Source organism: Acinetobacter sp. RRD8 (assembly GCF_031844225.1).
Lineage (GTDB): Bacteria > Pseudomonadota > Gammaproteobacteria > Pseudomonadales > Moraxellaceae > Acinetobacter.
Window position 1 is genome coordinate 250,912 of sequence record NZ_JAUZUU010000002.1, and the last position, 22,957, is coordinate 273,868.

Below are 22,957 nucleotides of genomic sequence, written 5' to 3' on the forward strand. Positions count from 1 at the left end.
GTACTTCCTCAAGACAGGATTAGACGTGAAAATTGCTTCGGTAGCTCGGTCGGCCAATGCAGCTGATTGGACTGTTGTGCCAAAATGCCTTGCTGTTGTAGCCAGTGGTCAAATTCAGGAGCTGATTTTAATCCCAGTAATTGCCGGATGTAGAGCGCATCATGAAAGGAGGTCGTCTGATAATTCAGCATCACATCATCTGAACCGGGAATACCCATGATAAAATGCAGTCCGGCATTGGCGAGTAAGGTCAACAGTACATCCATATCATCCTGATCGGCATCGGCATGATTGGTATAGCAGATATCGCAACCCATTGGCACACCGAGCAGCTTGCCACAGAAATGATCTTCCAGCCCGGCCCGGATAATCTGCTTGCCGTTATATAGATATTCCGGCCCGATAAAGCCGACTACAGTATTGACCAGCAAGGGATTAAACTTACGCGCTACAGCGTAGGCACGCGCTTCCACGGTCTGCTGGTCCACGCCATGATGGCCATTGCTAGACAAGGCACTGCTCTGTCCGGTTTCAAAATGCATGACATTTTGGCCCACGGTGCCGCGTTGCAGGCTTAGAGCGGCTTCATAACCTTCCTGTAACAGCGCCAGATTGATGCCGAAACCGGTATTGGCTTTTTCGGTTCCCGCAATAGACTGAAACATTAAATCAATCGGAACATTTTTATTGGCGAGCTGAATGCCGGAAGTGATATGGGTCAAAACACAAGATTGAGTCGGAATATCATATTCCTGAATAACGTGATCGAGTAGTTTGAGCAGCTCAGTCAAATTCTGCAGATTATCTGTAGCTGGGTTGATTCCGATGACTGCATCACCATTGCCGTACATCAGCCCATCCAGAATCGAAGCTGAAATTCCCATCAGATCATCAGTCGGATGGTTCGGCTGCAAGCGGGTGGAAAGATGCCCTTCCAGACCAATGGTATTTCTAAACCGCGTAACTACACGACTTTTTTTGCCACCAGAATCAGATCCTGATTACGCATAATCTTGCTCACTGCCGCCACCATTTCTGGAATCAGGCCCATTTTTAAAGCAGCAAGTTTTTCTGTGGTGGCATCTGCACTCAGCAGCCAGTTACGGAAATCTCCGACAGTAAAATGCGAGATCGGATAAAAGGCATCAGCATCATGTTCATCCAGAATCAGGCGGGTGATTTCATCCTCTTCATAAGGAACCACTGCTTCTTGCAAAAACTGCTGTAACGGTACCTCTGCCAGACACATTTGTGCAGCGATACGCTCGGTTGCATCCACGGCCGCAATCCCTGCCAGCTGATCACCAGAACGTTCAGGGGTAGCCTTGGCCAATAAGGTTTTTAAATCCTCAAAGACATAATGCTGACTGGCCACATTGATCTGATACAGCATAAGCGTATTCTCCCTGCAAGATGGTTTATTTCAATTCCTTTTCTGCTGCCTCGATACGCGCAAATTCTTCTTCCGGCGTACCGGCCACCAGATGATGACGGCTATACAGCAAGAAATAGAGAATCAGTGCCACGTAAATGGCAGCTGCCATTAGCCAGACTTTTGGATCGACCAAGAAGCCTGCGACCACTGCAATGGCTGCAAGCACTAAAGCAATCAATGCTGTGGCAATGCCGCCCGGTGCCTGATAAGGACGTGCCAGATTTGGTCTGGATAACTTAAGTTTGATATATGACATCATCATCAAAACATAGGAAATCGTAGCACCAAAGACCGCCATCAGAATCAGCAGATCACCTTCACCTGAAAGGGACAACAGGAAGCCAATAATCCCCGGAATAATGATGGCCAAATAAGGTACATGATTGCTGTTGGTCAAGGACAGTTTTTTCGGTAAATAACCGGCACGTGAGAGTGCAAAAATTTGACGGGAATAGGCATAAATAATCGAGAAGAAACTGGCGATCAGACCTGCCAGCCCGACAAAATTCAAAAAACTCGCCATCCAGGTATTGGCACCATAGACTGCCACCAAGGCATCCACCAGCGGTGCACCAGAATCTTTAAGCGTATCTGCACCTGCTGCGCCAGGACCGAGCAACAAGATACTCAGGGCAAAGAATGCCAGAATCAGCATGGAACCAATCAGACCACGCGGTAATGATTTGGCTGGCTCTTTGGCTTCCTCGGCTGCCAGCGGCACCCCTTCAACTGCCAGAAAAAATCAGATCGCATAAGGCACTGCTGCCCAGATAACCCAATGGCAGGAAACTGCTTGCACCCGCAGCTTCAGTATTGACCGCAATATCAAACAGGTTTGCACTATTAAAATGAGGCAACATGCCAAAGATGAACACCATTAAGGCGACCGCGGCAATGGCGGTGATCACAAACATGATCTTGAGTGCTTCACCTGCACCTTTCAGATGCAAGCCCATAAAAACCAGATAGCTCACCAGATAAATGATCCAGCCGCCAATACCAAACAAGGCTTCGCAATAGGCACCAATGAAACAGGCAATTGCTGCCGGAGCAATGGCATATTCAACCAGGATGGCACTCCCGGTCAGATAGCCGCCAAAGGGACCAAAAGTAGTACGAGCAAAACTGTAACCCCCACCTGCAGTCGGCAGCATGGTCGACATTTCGGACATGGCCAGACACATACACAGATACATAAATGCCACTACAATGGTCGCAATAAACATGCCTCCCCAACCCGCCTGTGCCAGACCAAAATTCCAGCCAGCGAAGTCACCGGAAATTACCTAAGCTACTCCCAGACCGACGAGAAGCAGCCAACCTACGGCGCCTTTCTTGAGCTGGCGCAAGGCAAAATAATCTTCCTGTACTTCTGTTTCAGTCACACTGGTATCAATCACACTTTTTGACTCTGACATAGCAACCTCGTTGTTTTTATCATTGTTCCCTGAAGATATGCATAAGCCATACCAGTTCCGCAGGCTTTAGTGAAGACGGTTGAGACGCTGCCTTTCAGCGCTGAAATGCGTTATAATTATCCACCTTCTCATTTATACACCCGAGTTATATGGCGTATCGTCAACAAAGTGTATCGCTTGATCTTGATACTGACGTCACACATCAATGCATGCTGCACTACAGCCGCGATCAGCATCTGATTGGAATTATTGAATTTAGTAAGCCAAGCTTCCTGCTTCGCTGGCAGGATCTGGAATATTTCCGTCGTCGTACCGAAGAATTTTCCGTGATGCCTTTTCCGGACTGTATCAATGCGATGATTATCGATATTCGAGATGTAACGGCATGGCTGGATAATGAAGTGCCGATTATTCCATGGCGCTTACTGGAAGAAGACTGTCCAGTGCGCCTGGTGGTGCCTGCAGACCGTATTGAGCACTATGCCGGATTTTTTGAACCGACCTGGCTCAGTCCCGATGTCGAAACCGCCATTCAGGAAATCCGTGAATCAATGGATATGTTTGTGCATTAAGCTTGAATCGAAAAAACCTCCACAATGGGCAATGCTGTTTACTTAAGCATTTGAATCATTTTGGAATTCATTAGAGAATCCGATGTCAGGTTTGGCATCGGATTTTTTTATGGTATTTCAGCAGGATATTTTAGATCTTAACAATCTGTTTAAGCTCTCGAATCTGAGTACTTTTATTCACAATATCCCCGTTGAGTGGGTCAAGTCCACACTCAGGTTGAGCAGTCCCGCGACTATTCGCAGGCGGTGCTTGCCTGCGGATCAAGTACTTTGGCTGGTTCTTGGAATGGCGATTTTCCGTGATGTCCTCATCCATGAAGCAGCAAGAAGACTCAATATTTGCACTCAGTGGTTAGCCTCTTATGACTTGCTGACGCGCATTAGTCTAACCAATACACGTAAACATCTTGGTGCAGATTCTGTGGAGTGGCTATTTCACCAGACCGATCAGCACTGGGGACAAGAGCATTATCCGGCTGGGCTGTCGGAACTTAGACAGGGATAGGTAGTTTGTTTTAGAGAGGCCTACAAGGCTTCGGAGAGTCAAAATGTTAAAAAACCGTTATCCCTTAGATCACAATGCCGCTCCTGTTAAAGGAACCGCATTGCCTTCAAGCAGGGGGTTTTGCTCATAAATCCTTCAACCTTACCAGTAATTCTCGACCGCAATATTTCCTTCACCACGACGGTTCATGGTCAGGCCACGAGCTTTTAAGGCTTCTTTGGTATCATCGACCATATCCGGGTTACCACAAAGCATGACATGCGTCGTTTCCGGATTAAACGCGATACCTGCTGCCTTTTCCAGCTCACCATTGGCAATCAAAATCGGTAAACGGTCGTGCAAAGGTGCATCAGGCTCACGGGTAATAATCGGGATAAACTTAAAACCGGTATGTCCTTCACCAAAGGTCTCGGCGATTTCCTGAATCCGGTCTACATAAGCGAGTTCTGCCCGGGTGCGCACACTATAAACCAGATTGATTTTTTCGTATTTGCTCCAGGTTTCAAAGTCTTGCAGCATACAAATAAACGGTGCCAGCCCCGTGCCGGTACCCAGTAACCACAAGTCTTTAGGCAAAGGCAATTGATAACGTGCCAGAGTCAGATAACCATAAGGAATTTTTTCCAGATGCAGCACATCCCCGACTTTGAGGTGCTGTAAATTGGAAGTAAATTTACCTTCTGGAACGACAATCGAGAAAAACTCCAGAGTTTCATCAAAAGGAGATGACACTACCGAATAGGCACGAACCACCAGTTCATCCCCCACTTGCAAACCAATACGCGCAAACTGCCCTGCCGTGAATTTGAAATGTGCCGGGCGTGTCATCGTAAAACTAAATAATGTATTGGTCCAACGGTGTACAGATAAAACTTTTTCTCGGGTAAATTTTTCAATTGACATGATTTCAACGTGGCATGAAAGACTATGCTCATGGTAGCATGGCAACATAATTTATTAATATTTTTTAAATGTTAAGGCTCTACTCATGCGCATGACTTTACGCCAATTGGCTGTTTTTGTAGCAGTGGCACAAGAGGGTACCGTAACGAAGGCTAGCGATGCCGTCAAGCTTACACAAAGTGCGGCTAGTATGGCTTTAGCAGATCTGGAAGATGGTCTGGGTGCTCCACTATTTGACCGTCTAGGCAAACGTTTACAGCTGAATGACCTGGGGCGCTTTCTTCTCCCTCAAGCCCTGGAAATTTTAGGTCGTTGTGAATCTTTTGAACAAGTCGCTAAAGGTGAGCTTCAAAGTATCGATTTACGTTTAGGTGCAACCCTGACGATTTCAGATTACCTGATTCCTGACCTAATGGCCGATTTCTTGAAAATCAAGCCGCAAGCACATTTACAGCTTCAAGTCGGTAATACCCGTCAAATGATTGAAGCGGTGAATCAGTTCCAGCTGGATCTTGCCTTAATTGAAGGTTCATGTCATTTGCCACAGCTCCAATGTATCCATTGGCGTGATGATGAGCTGGCTGTGTGCTGTGCACCAGACCACCCCCTTGCGCAATTAAACCGTGAACTAACCGCTGAAGATTTCAAATCTGTAGAATGGATTTTGCGTGAAGAAGGTTCAGGTACCCGTGAGGTGTTTGACAATGCCATCTTAAAAGATGTGCCGGATGCCAATATCCGTCTAACACTCGGTCATAATGAGGCGATTTTAAAAATCGTAGCGGGTGGAATCGGTATGTCCTGTATTTCCAAACTTGCGATTGAGCCTTTACGTGAAAAAGGTCAACTGGTAATTCTGGATACCCCGTTTTGGTCACTGACTCGTCCTCTGTTTATGCTGGTACATCGCCAGAAATATCAGGGTCCAGGTCTGAGAGCCTTTATGAATTTTTGTGAAAGCTAAAATATGAAAAGCACCTTAAGGTGCTTTTTTATTTATCGACGATATCCAAATTGATCCTCACATGGAATACCATCACCATCCATTTTCGTGCCTGAACAATTTCTAATAAAGAACACCGCTTCTTCATAGGAATTCATTTGAGGACAACGTGTACGACCATCACATTTAAATTGAGATACAGATGGCGAAGCCGTTGCTGAAGTTTTTATATTAACGGGGTTACTTTGGATTCTTAACTCAGCACCACGATTTTCCAGGTTCTTCCTGCCCTGCTCAGATAATCCTTGCATAGGTAGATCACCTTGCGCTGCTCGCTGCTCTACCATCAGTCCTTCAAGCTTTTGCTGGTTTTGAATTTGGTAGCTTTGATATTTGTTATAAACAAGACCAGCAAGAATCACAATAATCACCAGTCCTGATAGTGTGATTATTTTTGATGTAGTTGATGATTTTTTCTTTTCATAACGTAGAGAAGCTCTGGTTTCAATATCTCTATGTAGATCATTGTTTTGTGTAACAGAAACTTCTTGCTTAATATCCAAGCGAACAATATGGTTTGCCTTAAACTTTCCATTATCTTCCACAATCAAAAACTTTAATTTTTCCCCCATTTTTGGCGGAATATTTTTATTGGGAAAGTCTTTGACATGGAAAAATAAATCTTTGGATTGCCCTTCGATCTGAATAAAACCAAAACCACGATCTTCATTATAGGTTTTGATTTTCCCCTCTTGAAACATAATTCGCTCTTATCTTTAATATTTTTTATGATTGTAATCAAAAAGAGACTGAAAATCTTTTGTAAAATTCTCTAAAGTAGAAACATAAAAACTAGAAGTGCATCTTATGGCGGAAGAATAGATCCCTAGTTAAAAGTAAAAAAAATAAAATTTCTGTTTTTATTTATACTTCGCCAAAAATCATAAAACCAACAGCTGATGCCAATGCCAGCCATAGGGTCGGACTAAAGAAAAGTGAATTACGTACAGGAACACCGACTGTGGGTGCCAAGGATTGCAAGGCGACGACTTCTGGCACAAATTCATCCTGCACTTTAATATCCAGACGTACCATGTTGTCTAATTTCATGCTGCCTTGTTGGGGAATGATTCTAAATTTAAGCCGCTCTCCAATTTGTGGTTCAATTTCAGGCGAAGGTAAATCCTGTAACTCGAAACTTAAATCTTGAGCTTCTCCTATCAACTCCAAAGTACCCATACCACGTTCGGAATCGTAAGTTTTAATTTTTCCATCCGTAAACATGACACTTTTCTCTATAGAATTCATTTAATTTGTATTCTAAGCCAAAGGAAATGTTCAGCATTGTTGCTGTTTGGTGGATTTTTTATGTGCTGTCTGTCTCTTTGAATATCTAAACGGTGGCACTATAAAAAAGAGGCTCGAAAGCCTCTTTTTAAATGTGACTAAACACGATTTAAGTATGAAGATTATCCATTAACCACGGAAGTTATTTAACAATGCCGATGTAATTGATTTATTGTGTGTCGCCACTTTGGTTTTTTTAGCTTTCTTTGAGTTGTCTTCGACACGTTCAATCTTAATCGCTTTGTACTTATCGCCATTTTCAACAACATTAAATTTTACGCGTTCATTACGTTTTGGCTCGCCTTCTGCCGCAGGGAAGTCTGAAATATGGAAGAATACATCTCCCTCAGCGCAGCCAATAAAACCGAAACCTTTGGCAGGGTCATACTGTTTGATTTTGCCCTGATACAATTCATCTTTCATGCTATTGTCCTATCCTGAAAATGCCCTGTCTACATTATATAAAAAAGAGGCTGTAATAGCCCCTTTTTTCATCATATTCAAAAATTAGTCTTTTTGAACTGAACCAAAGATTTTATCGCCAGCATCGCCAAGACCTGGAACGATATAACCATTTTCATTTAAACCATTATCGATAGAAGCCGTAAAAATCACGACATCCGGATGCGTAGCTTCTACGCGCTTAATGCCTTCTGGTGCAGCAACCAGAACCATCACACGAATGTCTTTACAGCCGCTGGCTTTCAGTACATCAATTGCAGCCACTAAAGAAGAACCTGTCGCCAACATTGGATCAATGATCATCGCGATACGGTTTTGTACATCTGGAACCAGTTTTTTATAATAGGTACGTGCTTCCAGAGTTTCTTCATCACGCTCTAAACCAAGTACCGATACTTTTGCACTTGGAATCAGGTTCAGGAAACCGTCAAGCATTCCAATACCGGCACGTAAAATTGGCACAACCGTGATTTTTTTACCCGCGATACGGTCAACTGTAACAGCACCATTCCAGCCATCAATGTCATGTTCAACCATTGGCAGGTCTTTAGTTGCTTCATAAGTTAGAAGCATGGTCACTTCTTGAGCTAACTCACGGAAATTCTTGGTACTGATATCTGCACGACGGAGTAAACCAAGCTTATGTCGAATGAGTGGATGACGGATTTCATGGATTGCCACGGGAGAACACCTAAAAGGTTAAAGATAAATTTCCGCTATTATAAAGGCTTTTATTGATTTGTATAAATAAAAAAGCCCCCAATCATGGAGGCTTTTTTGTAATAACGTCAATCTTTACAGATATTAGTTAAAACCACTTTGAACCAAAGTGAAAATGAACTGTTGCAATTCAGGTGACATGGCAAAGAATGCATATTTAGATACTGCAATCATCGGATCTGGGTAGACACCAATCACAAGTACCGCAAGCGCAGCAAGAAGTACCATGATACCACCGACTTTTTGACCCCAATGATTCACCGCATCTAGACGTGGTGTTTCAGGTGGTGTCATGTAAAGCACAACCATCACACGTAGGTAGTAGTACAGACCGATACCAGAACCCAGGATGACCATGGCAGTCAGGAACCAGGCTTCGCCTGCAACTGCAGTTTTAATCACCAGGAACTTACCGATAAAGCCGGCAGTTAAAGGAATACCTGCAAGAGACAGCATCATCACTGTCAATACAGCAGTTAATACTGGACGGCGCCAGAACAGACCACGGTATTCAGCCAGACTACCCGCTTCATCCGTATTGTTATACGGACTAGACATTAGCGTAACAACACCGAACGCACCGATCGTGGTTAATACATAAGTCATCACGTAGACGTTTACACTTTCAAAAGTCGCGAAACCTTGAACTTGTAAGAAATCCGTATTACGTGAACTGACGATGGCAACCAGCAAATAACCAAAGTGTGCAATTGAAGAGTATGCCAGGATACGTTTCAAGTTCACTTGGCGAACCGCCAGCAGGTTACCTGCAAGGATAGACAGAACTGCAATGATTGAAATGATCGTTACGAAGCTGTCTGCCAGGATTAAACCTGAAGACAAAGCATAACGAACAAACAGACCAATCATGGCTACTTTCGCAACAGTCGCAAGGAAAGTCGCGACTGGGGCTGGGGCACCAGCGTATACATCTGGTGTCCATTTGTGGAATGGTGCCAGCGATAATTTAAATGCTACTGCAAATACAATTAAAGCCAGACCAATCACGACAGCCGGTTGACTGAATACGGTAAACAGTTTGCCTGGTTCAGCAACGAAACTTAAAGTACCTGTATATGCATAAATATATGCCATACCCATTAACAGCATTGCAGACGCAGTTGCTGAAAGCACTAGATATTTCACACCCGCTTCAAGCGATTGAGAACGTTGATGTGTATATGCCAACAAGCCATATACAGGAATCGACATCAACTCAAGGCTGATAAAGAATGATGCATAGTGTGAGCTAGCCACCATTAGCATGGCACCCGCAACGGATGTCAGCATCAGGATATATAACTCTTCACGGTTATCTTTATAGGTTTCGATATACGCGTGAGATAGCGTTGCACATGCAAGTGCAGCAATCAGGATCACAAACTGATACAGCATCGTAAATGGATCTACGATGAACAGATTCATCACGTTGGCAGGTGCAAACACGCCTGCCAACAAAACGAAAATGATATAGAACGCAGCAAGGTTTAAACCAATCACCGTGGTAGTAGCCACCAGGTTATGGTTACGCTTAATTGCGGTCAGCAACATCACGACGATCGCAGTTAACGACACGATCATCACAGGTGCTAGAGGCATAAGCTCAGAAAAAGACATTGTGAAGTTCATGGCTTATTGGATCTCCACATTTTCAAGTTGAGTCGTTACTTGATCAGCAACTTCAACCACTTCTTGAACTGGAATGTAGCTATTCGCTAACCACGCCATGCTTGAGTTAGAAACGTCAAGGAAGCTTTGTGGATATAGACCAAGCCAAAGTAGACCAAACGCACAGATCAACAATAATGCGATTTCACGTGCATTTAGATCTTTTAATGGATTTGTATAGTGCTGCTGTTGCGCTTCATTTGGTACACCAAACAGGGCTTTGTGAATCAGGATCAGACCGTACAGACCCGCAAATACCAAGCTGATTGCCGCAAGAATGGTAAACGCCGGGAATTTCGCATAAGCACCCATCAGGATCAGGAACTCACCAATGAAGTTACCTAGACCTGGAATACCTACAAGCGCCGCAACGAAGAACATCAGGAAGAATGCAAGATACGGGAATTGACCACGCATACCACCCATCAAACGCATATCACGCGTATGCACACGCTCATATACCTGACCACACATAATGAACAGCGCAGCAGATGAAATACCATGTGCCAACATCATGATCATCAGACCCTGGAAGGTCAGGATGTTACCTGCGTAGATCGCAAGTAAAACGAAGCCCATGTGTGAAATAGAGGTATAAGCCAACAGGCGTTTCATGTCGGTTTGCTGGAAAGCACACCAAGCACCGTAGAAAATACCGATTAAACCAAGAATGATTGCGAAGTCTGCAAACTGTGCAGACGCTGCCGGGAAGAACGGAATCACGAAACGTAATAAACCGTACGCCGCAGTCTTAATCAAGATACCTGCAAGATCGACAGAACCCGCTGTTGGTGCTTGCGCATGCGCATCTGGTAACCAGCCGTGTAATGGGAAAACTGGAAGTTTTACCGCAAAACCGATGAATAAACAGATCATGAATGCATAAGCCACCGCTGGCGCCTGAGCGTCAAGCGTATTCGCCACACCTAATAGATAGTTGTAGTCGAAACGGATTTCGCCAGTCATGGTATAGCCCACAGTCACCAGACCAAGGATACCAATCAGCATCACCAAACCGGCAACCTGCGTGTAAATGAAGAACTTGTTAGCTGCATAAACACGTGACTTGCCTTCTGCCCCTTTATGACCCCAAAGGGCAATCAGGAAGTAGATCGGTACCAGCATCATCTCCCAGAAGAAGAAGAACAGGAATAAGTCAATCGCCAGAAACACACCGATGACACCACCTAAAGACCATAAAAGGTTCAAGTGGAAGAAACCAACGTTCTTTTGAATCTCGCCCCATGAACAGCCTACTGCCAATACACCCAGGAGTGCAGTCAAGCCAACCATAAGAAGTGATAAACCATCCACTGCTAAGTGAATGTTAATGCCCAGGGTTTGAATCCAAGGCAATTTGAATTCGGCAGCCCACGAAGGTGTAGCACCGCCTAATTCATAGTTGTAAGTACCAGTCTGCCAAAGGACTATGGTCAAGACCAAGGTCACCAGCATACCGATCAGCGCGATATAACGCGGCAAGTGTTGGTCGAGTTTATCGACCAACCAGCATATGAAACCTGCAATGAACGGAATGAGGATCAGAGCCGGCAAAATAATATTGTTTGGAGCTTCCATTTTATTTCCCCACGACCTGAATCACGATCAAGATCATCAGTAGGACAACGACACCGAGCCCCATACTAGATGCATATTCACGCAGTGAACCGGTTTGACGTGAACTTGTAAAGCTGTGACCACCTTTAACAAGTGCAGGAAGTACCAGCCATAGGCCATCAATTGGATCACGACCAAAGATCTTCGCGAACATTAAATATGGCTTCACGAAAATGAGGTCATACAGCGTATCGAAACCTAATGCGTTACGGCAGATGTTGACCAGGCCAGCACCTACAGAAGTGGCTGCAAAACGTTTGACTGCATTGTAAGCAAAAGCGAACAGCACGACACCGACTGCAAGACCTGTTAAAGCAACAGCGATTGCGATGTATTCAGCACCATGTGCACCTACTTCAAGCGCTTCAGGAATAATGAAGGCTGGAATTTGGGCTGCATCCAGAATGCTCATTACCGGTGCTTTCAGGACGATCGCCAGACCTGTTGAAAGTACAGCAAGAATTGCCAGTGGCGCCCAGTAAGTTGCACCTTGGATTTCATGATAAGGTGTGTTTTCTTTGCCAAAGAATACAACCCAAATTAAACGGAATGTATAAATAGAGGTTAAGAATGCACCTGCAACACCGACCCAGTACAGCGTGTTATACACTGGTAAACCAGCAATATGACTTTGCGTCCAGACTGCAGCAAGAATCGCATCTTTTGAGAAGAAACCAATCGTCAGGAATGGAATCGCTGCCAATGCACCGCCACCAATCGCGAAACATGCAAACAGGAATTTGTTCTTGTAGAACAGACCGCCCATCTTGAAGATGTTTTGTTCGTGATGATAAGCCAGAATCACTGCACCAGACGACAAGAACAAGAGTGCCTTGAAGAATGCGTGAGTCAGCATATGGAACAGACCTGCCTGGTATGCTTCAGCACCTACCGCCATAAACATATAACCGAGCTGACTCATGGTTGAGTATGCCAGAATACGTTTGATGTCGGTTTGAACCAGTGCAGCAAAACCAGCCACAAGCAAGGTCACCGCACCTGTGATCGAAATAAATACCATCACTTCTGGTGCAAGTTCAAAGACTGCGAACAGACGGCAGCACAGGTAAACACCGGCTGTTACCATTGTTGCAGCATGGATCAATGCAGAAACAGGTGTCGGACCTGCCATCGCATCGGCTAACCATGTTTGTAACGGGATCTGTGCAGATTTACCTGCCGCACCCAAGAATAAGAGCAATGCTGTCCAGATGGTCAATGAAGAACTTTGCGTCATTACAGTCGCCGCATTTTCGACGATGTACTGAATGTTCAAGGTACCGAATTGCTGGAAGATCAGGAACATGGCAATCAGCAGGAATACGTCACCAATACGGGTCACAGTAAATGCCTTGATTGCCGCCAGACCGTTTGCCGGGTTCTGGTAGTAATAACCGATCAACAGGTATGAACACAGACCTACGCCTTCCCAACCCAAGAATAACAACGCCAGGTTGTCACCCAATACCAGCAATAACATGCTGGCAACGAACAGGTTGAAGTAAGAGAAGAAACGTGCAAAGTCTTCTTCACCGCGCATATACCATGATGCAAAGATGTGAATTAAGAAACCCACACCAGTGACCATGCCCAGCATCAATAAAGACAAGCCATCCAGCTGCAAGCTGATGCCCGGAGCAAAACTGCCAACATTGAACCAAGTCCAAAGATGTTGTACTACTGCAGTTGAACCATTGTTAACAAAGTCCATACCTGCAATCAGTGCGAACAGTGCAGATAAACCGACTGCACCCACACCAATCATCGCTGCAACAGATTCCGGAAGCTTGTTGCGCCCCGCCGCTAACAGGACAAAACCAATGAGCGGAAATAAAATTGTTAGATATAAATAACTCATCCGCGCATCTCACTAGCAGCATCCACATCCAGGTGATGGAAGCGATGATAGAACTGAAGGACGATCGCAAGACCAATACAAGCCTCTGCCGCAGCAAGCGTCAGGATCAGGATAAACATGATCTGACCATCTGGCTGTGCCCATGCACTGCCCGCCAGGACGAACGCTAAAGCAGCAGCGTTCATCATGATTTCAAGGCTCATTAAAATAAATAGTAGGTTGCGTCGCACCATTACACCGTAAAAACCCAGTGCAAAGAGAATAGATGCAACGATCAAACCATGCTCTAAAGGGATGTTGCCCATTATTCTTTTTCCTCTTCTGCATCTGGTTCACGTTTACCCAAATGGAATGCAGCTACCAAGGCAGCAAGCAATAACATCGCGGCAACTTCAACCAACAACAAGTATTGCGTAAAGAGTGCTTGACCCACTGCTTTCGGGCCCACCATTTCTGTACCCATTACCAGTGAAGCTTGTGTGTAATCAGAGTTTAATACCCATACCAGCACCAAACCGATCAGGAAGCTCATCAACGCCGGATAAGCCCAAGCCGATGAAGTCAACCATTTACGTTCTTGTTCAACGGTCTGCTCACCCAGGTTCAGCATCATTACCACGAACACGAACAACACCATGATCGCGCCCGCATAAACGATCACTTCCAGCGCACCAGCGAATGGCGCACCGACGATCAGGAACATGCCTGCGACTGCAAGCAATGACACGATCAGGCTTAATAAAGCATGTACCGGATTCGCGTTAGTAACAACGCGAACCGTAGAGACAATGGCCACGAGGGCCATTAAATAAAATGGCCACATCATGGTAATAGACTCCGTACATCAACAGGTGCACTTTCACGCTGTGCTTGACCTTTGTCCTTGCCTGCAACTGCCATACCGGTTACACGGTAGAAGTTATAGTCAGGATATTTACCAGGACCAGAAATCAGCAGGTGTTCTTTTTCATAGACCAAGTCCTGACGAACATATTCGCCAAGCTCGAAGTCCGGGGTCATCTGAATCGCAGTGGTTGGACACGCTTCTTCACACATACCGCAGAAAATACAACGCGAGAAGTTGATACGGAAAAATTCCGGATACCAGCGACCATCTTCACGTTCTGCTTTTTGTAGTGAAATACAGCCTACCGGACAGGCAACCGCACACAGGTTACATGCCACACAGCGTTCTTCGCCATCAGGGTCGCGCGTCAATACGATACGACCACGGAAGCGTGGTGGCACGATTTCTTCGGCCGGCACTTCCGGATATAAAATGGTGTCACGTTTACGTGTTGCGTGGCTGAACACCATCCACAACGAACGAACGATTGACCCGAATCCAGCTAGAAATTTAAACATTTTGTTCTCCCTGCTGTCTTAGGCCTGATTCATCAGAATCACAGCACCAGTTACCAAAAGGTTAACCAACGCCAATGGCAAGCAAATTTTCCAACCAAAGTTCATCACCTGGTCATAACGTGGACGCATTAATGAACCACGCGCCAGTACAAACATCATTACAAAGAATGCTGTTTTGATAATGAACCAGAATGCTGCTGGAAGGAACGGAATATCAAGGTTGAATGGCGCAAGCCAGCCACCGAAGAATAACGTCACGATCAATGCAGAGATCAGTACCACGTTGACGTATTCCGCAACGAAGAACATCCCCCACTTCATACCGCCGTATTCAACATGGTAACCTTCTGCCAGTTCCTGTTCTGCTTCTGGTTGGTCAAATGGATGACGATGCGTTACCGCAACACCCGCAACCACGAAGATCAAGAAACCCAGGAACTGGGGAATTACAAACCAAACATCTTTTTGCGCTTCAACGATTTCACGCATGTTGAATGAGCCGGCAATTGCCACCACACCCATCAACGAGATACCCAAGAACACTTCATAAGAAATGGTCTGAGCCGCAGAACGTAAACCGCCCAGTAAGGCATATTTGTTGTTTGATGACCAGCCACCGAACAGGACTGCATAAACTGCAATACCCGCCATTGCCATAAAGAACAACAGGCCGATGTTCATGTCTGCTACACCTAAATAAGGTGATACAGGAATAACCATGAACGACAGCACCGCAGTTGCCATCGCAACTGCTGGCGCCATACGGAACGTCAATTTGTCAGCAAACTTAGGTGTCCAGTCTTCCTTGAACATGATTTTCAGCATGTCGGCAACAATCTGGAACATACCGCCCGGACCAACACGGTTCGGACCATAACGGTCTTGCCACAAGCCGAGTAAACGACGTTCAATAAAAGACATCAACGCAGCGATCAGTACTACAACCAGCAAGATCACAATCGCTTGAATGACTGAATAGGCAATTGGCCAGTTTTCAGCCCACAACGGCGTTTGACGGATTAATTCTTGTTCCATGAATTACACTCCTACCGCGACTGAAACAGGCTCTGCAAGAGATACCGTCGGTGCCAGACCGATTGGGTAGCCAATATAACCTGTCGGTAAATATTCAATCACTTGAACTGGAAGAACGATTGACGTCTCACCTGCTTTCACCGTGATTGTCTGACCATCTTGAACATTCAGGCGCGCTGCATCCTGCTCACCCACTGCAAATACCGCTTCAGGAATACGTGTTTCCATCGCTGGTGTTTTGATGGTAAATTCACCTGAACCAAAAATATGGTGCATCGGTACTAGACGGAAGCTTTCAGCATTGACCAGAACAGGTGCCGGTGCAACGAATGTACGTGCCGGACGTTTTGCCAAACGGTCGAATAAACGAACGCCTGAATCACCACCTTTCAGTGAACCACCCACAGTTTCCTGGAACTTGTTCCAAGCTTGTGGCGAGTTCCAGCCTGCAGACCATGCAAATGGAACCAGTGGAGATGGAGTCTGGTCTCCGACATAACCTTCCATCGAGAATGTTAATGCGGAGTCTTTATCTGTAGGCTGTTTCGGCTCATGTACAGACAATGGCGAACGCATTGAAGTACGACCTGAGTAACGACGTGGTTCACGTGCCACTTTCAAGCCATGAACACGGAAGCCCGCATCAGGTGCAACATCCAGAATGCCTTCAAGCGCAGGAACGTTTTTCGCCACTGACTCGATCACATCATCCAGTAAAGTCCAAGAAATCGCTTTGCCTTTTACGCCTGTTTCCAGAGCGTGTAACCAGCGCCAAGATTCCTTGATCGCCAATTCAGGATTGTAGTAGCTTGGGTCATACACTTGGTAGAAACGTTGTGCACGGCCTTCTTGAGAAACGACAGTACCATCACCTTCAGCAAACGATGCAGCAGAAAGTACGATGTCGGCTTTTTTCACTGTTGCAGTTTCAGAGTGATCCAGTACGATCATATCTTTACCTGCAAGTGCAGCATCGACCTGTGCAGCAGGAAGACGACGGTAAAGGTCGTTTTCAACCACAATCACAGTATCGTAATCTTGTGCAAATGCTTGCTCTAGGCTTTGACCACCAAAGATTGCCATACCCATCGAGTTCACTTCAGGAACCGTCAAAGTCAGACCTGCATTACCCAGATTCTGTGCAACTTGTGCAGCAGCTTCCATAATGGCAGGATCTTGCAAGCTTGTACCCGAGATAATCAGTGGTTTCTTCGCAGCTTTTAAAGTGTCCGCAATGGTTTGTGCAAATGCTTTGGCATCGTCATCTAAACCAAGAATCGTTTCACCAGCAACTGCTGCAGCAACCGCAAAACCTAAACGCGCGATGTCGTTTGGAGAAGCAACCACTTCGCCTTCAGCAACATCAGACAAACGGGTTTGTGTCGCAGCCAGGATGTAAATCGGAGATTTTGCATCTTGGGCAATACGTTGTACCGGCTCAGCTAACCATTCTTGCGTACGGCGCTCTGCCGCCATCTCTTTGCCTTTATTTTTCGCAGCCTGGCGAACAGATAAAGCCATACGTGGCGCAGTTTGTGTGAGGTCTTCACCCAAAATTAACACAGCATCGTAGCTTTCAATTTCACGCATGTTCGGGTTGTAAACACCCTCGGTTTGCATGATAGAAGCTGCCAACTCAACCAGATTCTGTTCTTTTTGAGATAGACCTGTTGAGAAGTTCTCTTGACCCACCAACTCACGAAGTGCGAAGTTTGATTCAAGTGATGCACGCGGTGAACCAATACCCAATACTTTTTTGCCCTGGATATTTGCAATGACCGTGTCTAGTGCTGCATCCACTGAAACAGTTTCAACAGTTGCACCTTGACGGAATTGTGGTTGACGCGGACGGTCCTCACGGTTCACATAACCTGTACCGAAACGGCCTTTGTCGCATAGGAAGTACTGGTTGACTTCACCGTTATAACGGTTTTCTACGCGGCGAAGTTCGCCATAACGTTCACCCGGAGAGATGTTACAACCTGAAGAACAGCCTTGGCATACGCTTGGCGCATACTGCATGTCCCATTTACGGTTGTAGCGAGCCGAATGAGTTTTGTCGGTGAATACACCTGTTGGACATACTTCAGTCAGGTTACCCGAGAATTCAGACTCTAGAGTGCCTGATTCAGGACGACCAAAGTACACACGTGATGCGTTGGCATACACGCCGAAGTCCGTACCACCTGCGTAGTCTTTGTAATAACGCACACAACGGTAACACGCGATACAACGGTTCATTTCGTGGGAAATGAATGAGCCAAGCTCCTGGTTGTAATGAGTACGTTTGGTGAAACGGTAGCGACGACGGTCATGCTGCGTCATTACAGTCATATCTTGTAAATGACAGTGACCACCTTCTTCACAGACTGGACAGTCGTGTGGGTGGTTGGTCATCAAGAATTCAACAATCGAAGCACGGAAATCTTTGGCTTCTTTGTCTTCAATCGAGATGTAGGTATTGTCAGATGCAGGCGTCATACATGACATGACCAAACGGCCACGCGTATCTTCTGGATTCGCGTACTGGGTCACGGCACATTGACGGCAAGAACCGACAGAACCTAAGGATGGATGCCAACAAAAGTATGGGATATCAATGCCAAGACTCAAACATGCTTGTAGCAAGTTTTCCGAGCCGTTGACTTCATACGATTTGCCATCGACATGAATTGTAGCCATAGTCGAATTCCTTAAGCTTGTTCTACGTTGCTGGTTTGAGCGGCGGCATTCACAACCTTCGCTTCAAATTCGCCACGGAAATATTTGAGTGCGCCCATAAGCGGCTCCATTGCACCCGGTGCGTGGGCACAGAAAGTTTTACCAATCCAAAGCTTACGAGTCAGTTCTTGTAAGTGATCGATATCTTCTTTCTTACCTGTGCCATCTTCCAGTGCTTTCAGCGCTTTCACAGCCCAAGGTAAGCCATCACGGCAAGGCGTACAGAAACCACATGATTCGCGTGCAAAGAATTCTTCCAGGTTACGTGTCGCTGAAACCATACATTGGGTTTCATCTACCACCATGAGCAGACAAGTCCCTAAACGCGAACCTGCTTTCATGATGCTTTCCGCATCCATAGGAAGATCAATATGCTCGGCGGCCAGGAAGTCAGTTGATGCACCACCCGGTAACCATGCTTTCAGTTTCAAACCGTCGCGCATACCACCAGCATGGTCTTCAATTACTTCACGTGCTGTTGTACCAAATGGAAGTTCCCATAGACCCGGGAATTTCACCTTACCTGACGCACCATAAATCTTGGTGCCTGGATCTTTCGACTTACCCGCAGATAAGTTGATATACCATTCAGGACCACGCAGCATGATTGCCGGTAAGTTGTTGTAGGTCTCTACGTTGTTGACAATCGTAGGACGACCCCAAGCACCTGCAACTTGCGGGAATGGCGGTTTGGTACGCGGGTTGGCACGGCGACCTTCAAGCGAGTTAATCAATGCAGTTTCTTCACCGCAGATATAACGACCCGCACCAGTATGCACGTGTAACTCGAAGTTCCAGCCTGTACCAAGGATATTATCCCCTAAGTAACCTTTGGCACGAACTTGCTCAAGTGCTTCATTTAAGTACTGGGCAGCTTCGATGTACTCGCCACGGATAAAGATATAACCGTGTGTTGCTTCAAGCGTATAACCCGCAATCAGCATCCCTTCGATCAATTGATGAGGAAGATCTTCCATCAACAAGCGGTCCTTAAAGGTACCAGGTTCCATCTCATCAGCATTACAAATCAGGTAACGTGGACCTGAGTTGTCGTTTGGCGCCATCAATGACCATTTGATGCCTGCCGGGAAGCCTGCACCACCACGACCTTTAACAGTCGCTGCCTTAACCACTTCCAATACATCTTTAGGCGACATGGTCAGTGCTTTTTTAAAGCCTGCATAACCTTCCAGCGCTTCGTAATCATCTGCATTACGTACGTTGGCTTGTTTGCTTAAACGCCATGTTAATGGATGCGTTTCCGGGTTACCGTCGCCATAAATTGGTTTTGGTTCAGTATTCATACATACTTCTCCAACAGCTGTTTCACCGAAGTCACTTCAACCAGACCGTGCGTGTCTTCATCAATCATTAAGGTTGGACCTTTGTCACAGTTGCCCAGACAGCAAATTGGCAGCAAAGTGAAACGACCATCTGCAGTCGTTTGACCAAAAGAAATGCCTAATTCGCGCTGGAATGCTTCTGCCAAAGTTTCCGCACCCATCAAGAAACACGCAATCGAATCACATAATAAAATTACGTGACGACCGACCGGCTGACGGTAAATACGGTTATAGAACGTTGCCACACCTTCAAGGTCTGCAACGCTCATGCTCAGCATTTGTGCGATGGCATTCATTTGCGCATCATCTACCCAGCCATTACGGCGTTGTACACACTTCAGCGCATCTAGACACGCTGCACGTGGGTATGGGTAGTGCCCCATGTGATGTTCGATATCGTGAATTTCGTCCGCAGTCAAAATCCCTTCAACATTCACACGTGGCTTTTTATCAGTCAAAATCATCATAATGCGATTACCCCTTAGCGATCCACGTCAGCCATTACGACGTCAATGGTCGCTAAATAAATGATTAAGTCAGACATTAAGCTGCCGTTAATCACAGAAGGCATTTGCTGTAAATGCGTGAAGGTTGGTGTACGGATACGGGTACGGTAACTCATGGTTGACTTGTCTGAAGTCAAGTAGTAGTTCGACGCGCCTTTCACCACTTCCGCCATCACAGATGCTTCACCCGCCGGCATTACAGGACCCCAAGATACGCTCAGGAAGTGCGTAATCAAGGTTTCAATATCTTGTAATGTCTTGTCTTTTGGTGGTGGAACAGCCAGTGGATGGTCTGCTTTGTACGCACCAGACGGCATATTATCTAAACATTGTTTGATAATTTTCAGTGATTCTTCGATTTCACGGTAGTGAACGATGACACGTGCATAGGCATCGCCTTCGTACTCAACCGGCACTTCGAAGTCATAATTTTCATAACCGCTATATGGGCGGTATTTACGTACGTCAAAGTCGATACCTGTAGCGCGTAGACCTGTACCTGTTACACCCCAAGCCAATGCAGATTTTGCATCGTATTGCGCAACATTACGGGTACGACCCACAAATACTGAGTTTTTCAGCGCTGCAGTATGATATTCCTTCAAACGTTTCGGCATCCAGTCCAGGATTTCACGAATCAGGTGCTGCCAGTTGTTTGGAAGGTCGTGTGCGGTACCACCGATACGGAACCATGCCGGATGCATACGGTAACCGGTGATCGCTTCAATTGCGTCATAGATTTTCTGACGGTCAGCAAACATGTAGAAGACTGGCGTCATACCGCCGGCATCCTGAATCGCAGTACCAATGAACAGCAAGTGGTTATTGATACGGAACAGTTCAGACATCATCACGCGGATACATTGCGCACGGTCAGGTACAGTAATACCGGCCATTTGCTCTACACCAAGCACGTAAGGCATGTTTTGCGCACAACCACCGAGGTAGTCGACACGGTCTGTATACGGAATGAATGAATGCCAGGTTTGACGTTCAGCCATCTTTTCCACACCACGGTGGTGATAACCGATGTCAGGCACACAGTCTTTCACTTCTTCACCGTCCAGCTGCAAGATCACACGGAACGCACCGTGCGCAGATGGATGGTTCGGACCCAAGTTCAGGAACATGAAGTCCTCATCGGCATTGCCGCGCTTCATACCCCAATCTTCAGGGACAAAGCGAAGATGTTCCTGTTCGTAGTCCTGTTTGGCTTTATCTTGCAAATACGGCGTATATTCAGTCGCACGTGCAGAATATTCTTTACGTAGCGGATGACCTTCCCAATAGGTTGGCAACAAGATACGACGGAGCATTGGATGCCCTTCGAAATTGATCCCGAACATATCGTAAGCTTCACGTTCGTACCAGTTGGCATTTGGCCAAATATTGGTTGCCGTCGGAAGATTCAAATCGCTTTCTGCTAAGGCAACTTTAATACGAATGTCAGTATTACGCTCGAGCGACAACAAGTGATAGAACACTGTGAAGTCAGACGCAGGTAAACCGTCGCGGTGCGTACGCAGACGCTCATCTACCGCTGACAAGTCGAACAACATCACGTAAGGACGTGACACTGTACGCAAGAACATTAAAACTTCTTGTACACGTGCGCGCTCAACCCAGACTGTCGGGAAATCCTCGAAAGTCGTTTGCACAAAGAAGTTCTCACCAAATTTGGTTTTGAGTTCTTCAATAATGGCAAATGCTGGGCGTGAATCAACAGGCGTTGATTCTGGCATAGCAATGTCAGTTTCAGCCATTGGCTTGGCTTCCTATTTAATACAAATTCAGTCAACCTAAACGACAATTACACCCATAGCGGGTGCACAACAAAACAACCTGTCGTTTAAATTATTTAATTTCATCCATAGAGCGTAAGTTCTTCACAGCAACACGCTGGTCTTTCTTACGGTCACGTTCCGGCATCATCTTTGGCTTATACACTGGCTTAAGATCATCACCGATCACCGCAGAAAGCGGACGACGCTCTAGTTGAATCTGGTCTTGCAACAGCATCAATGCCTGAATCAAAGCTTCAGGACGTGGTGGGCAACCTGGAATATACACATCGACCGGGATGATTTTATCCACACCTTGTACGACTGAATAAATATCGTACATACCACCTGAGTTGGCACATGCACCCATTGAAATGACCCATTTTGGTTCAAGCATCTGTTCGTACAGACGCTGAATTACTGGCGCCATTTTTACGAAGCAAGTACCCGCTACAATCATTAAGTCCGCCTGACGCGGTGAAGCACGGATAACCTCGGCACCAAAACGTGACAAGTCATGCACGCCGGTCAAGGTCGTTGCATATTCTACGTAGCAGCAAGATGTACCAAAGTTAAATGGCCAAACTGAGTTTTTACGACCCCAGTTGACTGCTGTATGTACCACATCCTCTAAGCGAGTCATGAATACATTTTTATTCACTTCTTCTTCTAGCAACGGATCTTCTACAACAATACGTTCCTGAAGTGGATATTGGTCAGCATTCGGATTCGCACGGGTTAATGTATATTTCATCCCG

At 45.9% G+C, this 22,957-nt stretch carries 19 protein-coding genes and 3 pseudogenes; 3 read left to right on the forward strand and 19 right to left on the reverse strand.

What is annotated here, in order from left to right; all coding sequences use genetic code 11:
- Positions 1-8: 8 nt before the first annotated feature.
- Together Q9R24_RS03995 and eat are read right to left on the reverse strand one after the other, a co-directional pair.
- Positions 9-1,393, reverse strand: a pseudogene (locus Q9R24_RS03995) (ethanolamine ammonia-lyase subunit EutB).
- 25 nt (positions 1,394-1,418) lie between these two features.
- A pseudogene (gene eat / locus Q9R24_RS04000) lies at positions 1,419-2,853 on the reverse strand (ethanolamine permease).
- Positions 2,854-3,002: 149 nt separating this feature from the next.
- Between eat and Q9R24_RS04005 the strand changes: the two are divergent.
- Both Q9R24_RS04005 and Q9R24_RS04010 read left to right on the forward strand, forming a co-directional pair.
- Complete coding sequence (locus Q9R24_RS04005; protein ID WP_180086381.1) at positions 3,003-3,425, forward strand: hypothetical protein; 423 nt, start codon at positions 3,003-3,005, stop codon at positions 3,423-3,425.
- Between the two features lie 109 nt (positions 3,426-3,534).
- Positions 3,535-3,897, forward strand: a pseudogene (locus Q9R24_RS04010) (transposase domain-containing protein); the annotation flags it as partial.
- Between the two features lie 174 nt (positions 3,898-4,071).
- Here Q9R24_RS04010 and Q9R24_RS04015 read toward each other — a convergent pair.
- Positions 4,072-4,833 (reverse strand): ferredoxin--NADP reductase, encoded by a 762-nt coding sequence (locus Q9R24_RS04015; protein ID WP_180180497.1) that lies wholly within the window; start codon positions 4,831-4,833, stop codon positions 4,072-4,074.
- Positions 4,834-4,918: 85 nt separating this feature from the next.
- On the opposite strand from Q9R24_RS04015, the gene gigC reads away from it, so the two are divergent.
- A complete protein-coding gene (gigC, locus tag Q9R24_RS04020) occupies positions 4,919-5,797 on the forward strand; it encodes a LysR family transcriptional regulator GigC (protein ID WP_004280761.1) in 879 nt (292 codons plus the stop codon).
- Between the two features lie 32 nt (positions 5,798-5,829).
- Here the strand turns inward: gigC and Q9R24_RS04025 are convergent, their stop codons facing one another.
- From Q9R24_RS04025 to Q9R24_RS04100, 16 genes are all read right to left on the reverse strand, one after another.
- Positions 5,830-6,537 (reverse strand): cold shock domain-containing protein, encoded by a 708-nt coding sequence (locus Q9R24_RS04025; RefSeq protein WP_311203771.1) that lies wholly within the window; start codon positions 6,535-6,537, stop codon positions 5,830-5,832.
- Between the two features lie 163 nt (positions 6,538-6,700).
- Positions 6,701-7,060, reverse strand: coding sequence for a hypothetical protein (locus Q9R24_RS04030; RefSeq protein WP_180086387.1), 360 nt, complete (start codon positions 7,058-7,060; stop codon positions 6,701-6,703).
- Positions 7,061-7,252: 192 nt separating this feature from the next.
- Positions 7,253-7,546, reverse strand: a complete 294-nt coding sequence (locus tag Q9R24_RS04035; protein ID WP_004732065.1) for a cold shock domain-containing protein — start codon at positions 7,544-7,546, stop codon at positions 7,253-7,255.
- An 84-nt stretch (positions 7,547-7,630) separates the two neighbouring features.
- On the reverse strand, positions 7,631-8,266 hold the full coding sequence (upp, locus tag Q9R24_RS04040; protein ID WP_004280765.1) for a uracil phosphoribosyltransferase: 636 nt from the start codon (positions 8,264-8,266) through the stop codon (positions 7,631-7,633).
- 123 nt (positions 8,267-8,389) lie between these two features.
- Positions 8,390-9,934, reverse strand: coding sequence for an NADH-quinone oxidoreductase subunit NuoN (gene nuoN / locus Q9R24_RS04045; protein WP_311203772.1), 1,545 nt, complete (start codon positions 9,932-9,934; stop codon positions 8,390-8,392).
- Between the two features lie 3 nt (positions 9,935-9,937).
- Complete coding sequence (gene nuoM / locus Q9R24_RS04050; protein ID WP_004280767.1) at positions 9,938-11,551, reverse strand: NADH-quinone oxidoreductase subunit M; 1,614 nt, start codon at positions 11,549-11,551, stop codon at positions 9,938-9,940.
- Between the two features lies 1 nt (position 11,552).
- Positions 11,553-13,448 carry an NADH-quinone oxidoreductase subunit L gene (gene nuoL, locus Q9R24_RS04055; RefSeq protein WP_311203773.1) on the reverse strand — a complete coding sequence of 632 codons (1,896 nt, stop codon included), beginning with the start codon at positions 13,446-13,448 and terminating at the stop codon, positions 11,553-11,555.
- The gene (gene nuoK / locus Q9R24_RS04060; protein WP_004280769.1) at positions 13,445-13,753 is read right to left on the reverse strand and encodes an NADH-quinone oxidoreductase subunit NuoK; all 309 of its coding nucleotides are present in this window, start codon (positions 13,751-13,753) and stop codon (positions 13,445-13,447) included. Before nuoK ends, nuoL begins: the two co-directional genes overlap by 4 nt.
- Complete coding sequence (nuoJ, locus tag Q9R24_RS04065; RefSeq protein ID WP_171054322.1) at positions 13,753-14,271, reverse strand: NADH-quinone oxidoreductase subunit J; 519 nt, start codon at positions 14,269-14,271, stop codon at positions 13,753-13,755. The genes nuoK and nuoJ overlap by 1 nt, the downstream gene beginning before the upstream one ends.
- Positions 14,271-14,813: an NADH-quinone oxidoreductase subunit NuoI gene (nuoI, locus tag Q9R24_RS04070; RefSeq protein WP_004280771.1), complete on the reverse strand. Its 543-nt coding sequence runs from the start codon at positions 14,811-14,813 to the stop codon at positions 14,271-14,273. Before nuoI ends, nuoJ begins: the two co-directional genes overlap by 1 nt.
- A gap of 18 nt (positions 14,814-14,831) precedes the next feature.
- Positions 14,832-15,848: an NADH-quinone oxidoreductase subunit NuoH gene (gene nuoH, locus Q9R24_RS04075; RefSeq protein WP_004280772.1), complete on the reverse strand. Its 1,017-nt coding sequence runs from the start codon at positions 15,846-15,848 to the stop codon at positions 14,832-14,834.
- Between the two features lie 3 nt (positions 15,849-15,851).
- Positions 15,852-18,530 carry an NADH-quinone oxidoreductase subunit NuoG gene (gene nuoG, locus Q9R24_RS04080; protein ID WP_311203774.1) on the reverse strand — a complete coding sequence of 893 codons (2,679 nt, stop codon included), beginning with the start codon at positions 18,528-18,530 and terminating at the stop codon, positions 15,852-15,854.
- A gap of 11 nt (positions 18,531-18,541) precedes the next feature.
- On the reverse strand, positions 18,542-19,873 hold the full coding sequence (gene nuoF, locus Q9R24_RS04085; RefSeq protein WP_004280774.1) for an NADH-quinone oxidoreductase subunit NuoF: 1,332 nt from the start codon (positions 19,871-19,873) through the stop codon (positions 18,542-18,544).
- On the reverse strand, positions 19,870-20,379 hold the full coding sequence (gene nuoE / locus Q9R24_RS04090; RefSeq protein WP_005247901.1) for an NADH-quinone oxidoreductase subunit NuoE: 510 nt from the start codon (positions 20,377-20,379) through the stop codon (positions 19,870-19,872). The genes nuoF and nuoE overlap by 4 nt, the downstream gene beginning before the upstream one ends.
- A 14-nt stretch (positions 20,380-20,393) precedes the next feature.
- Complete coding sequence (gene nuoC, locus Q9R24_RS04095) at positions 20,394-22,181, reverse strand: NADH-quinone oxidoreductase subunit C/D (protein WP_004732074.1); 1,788 nt, start codon at positions 22,179-22,181, stop codon at positions 20,394-20,396.
- A gap of 91 nt (positions 22,182-22,272) precedes the next feature.
- On the reverse strand, positions 22,273-22,953 hold the full coding sequence (locus Q9R24_RS04100; protein ID WP_004280778.1) for an NADH-quinone oxidoreductase subunit B family protein: 681 nt from the start codon (positions 22,951-22,953) through the stop codon (positions 22,273-22,275).
- Positions 22,954-22,957: the final 4 nt, after the last annotated feature.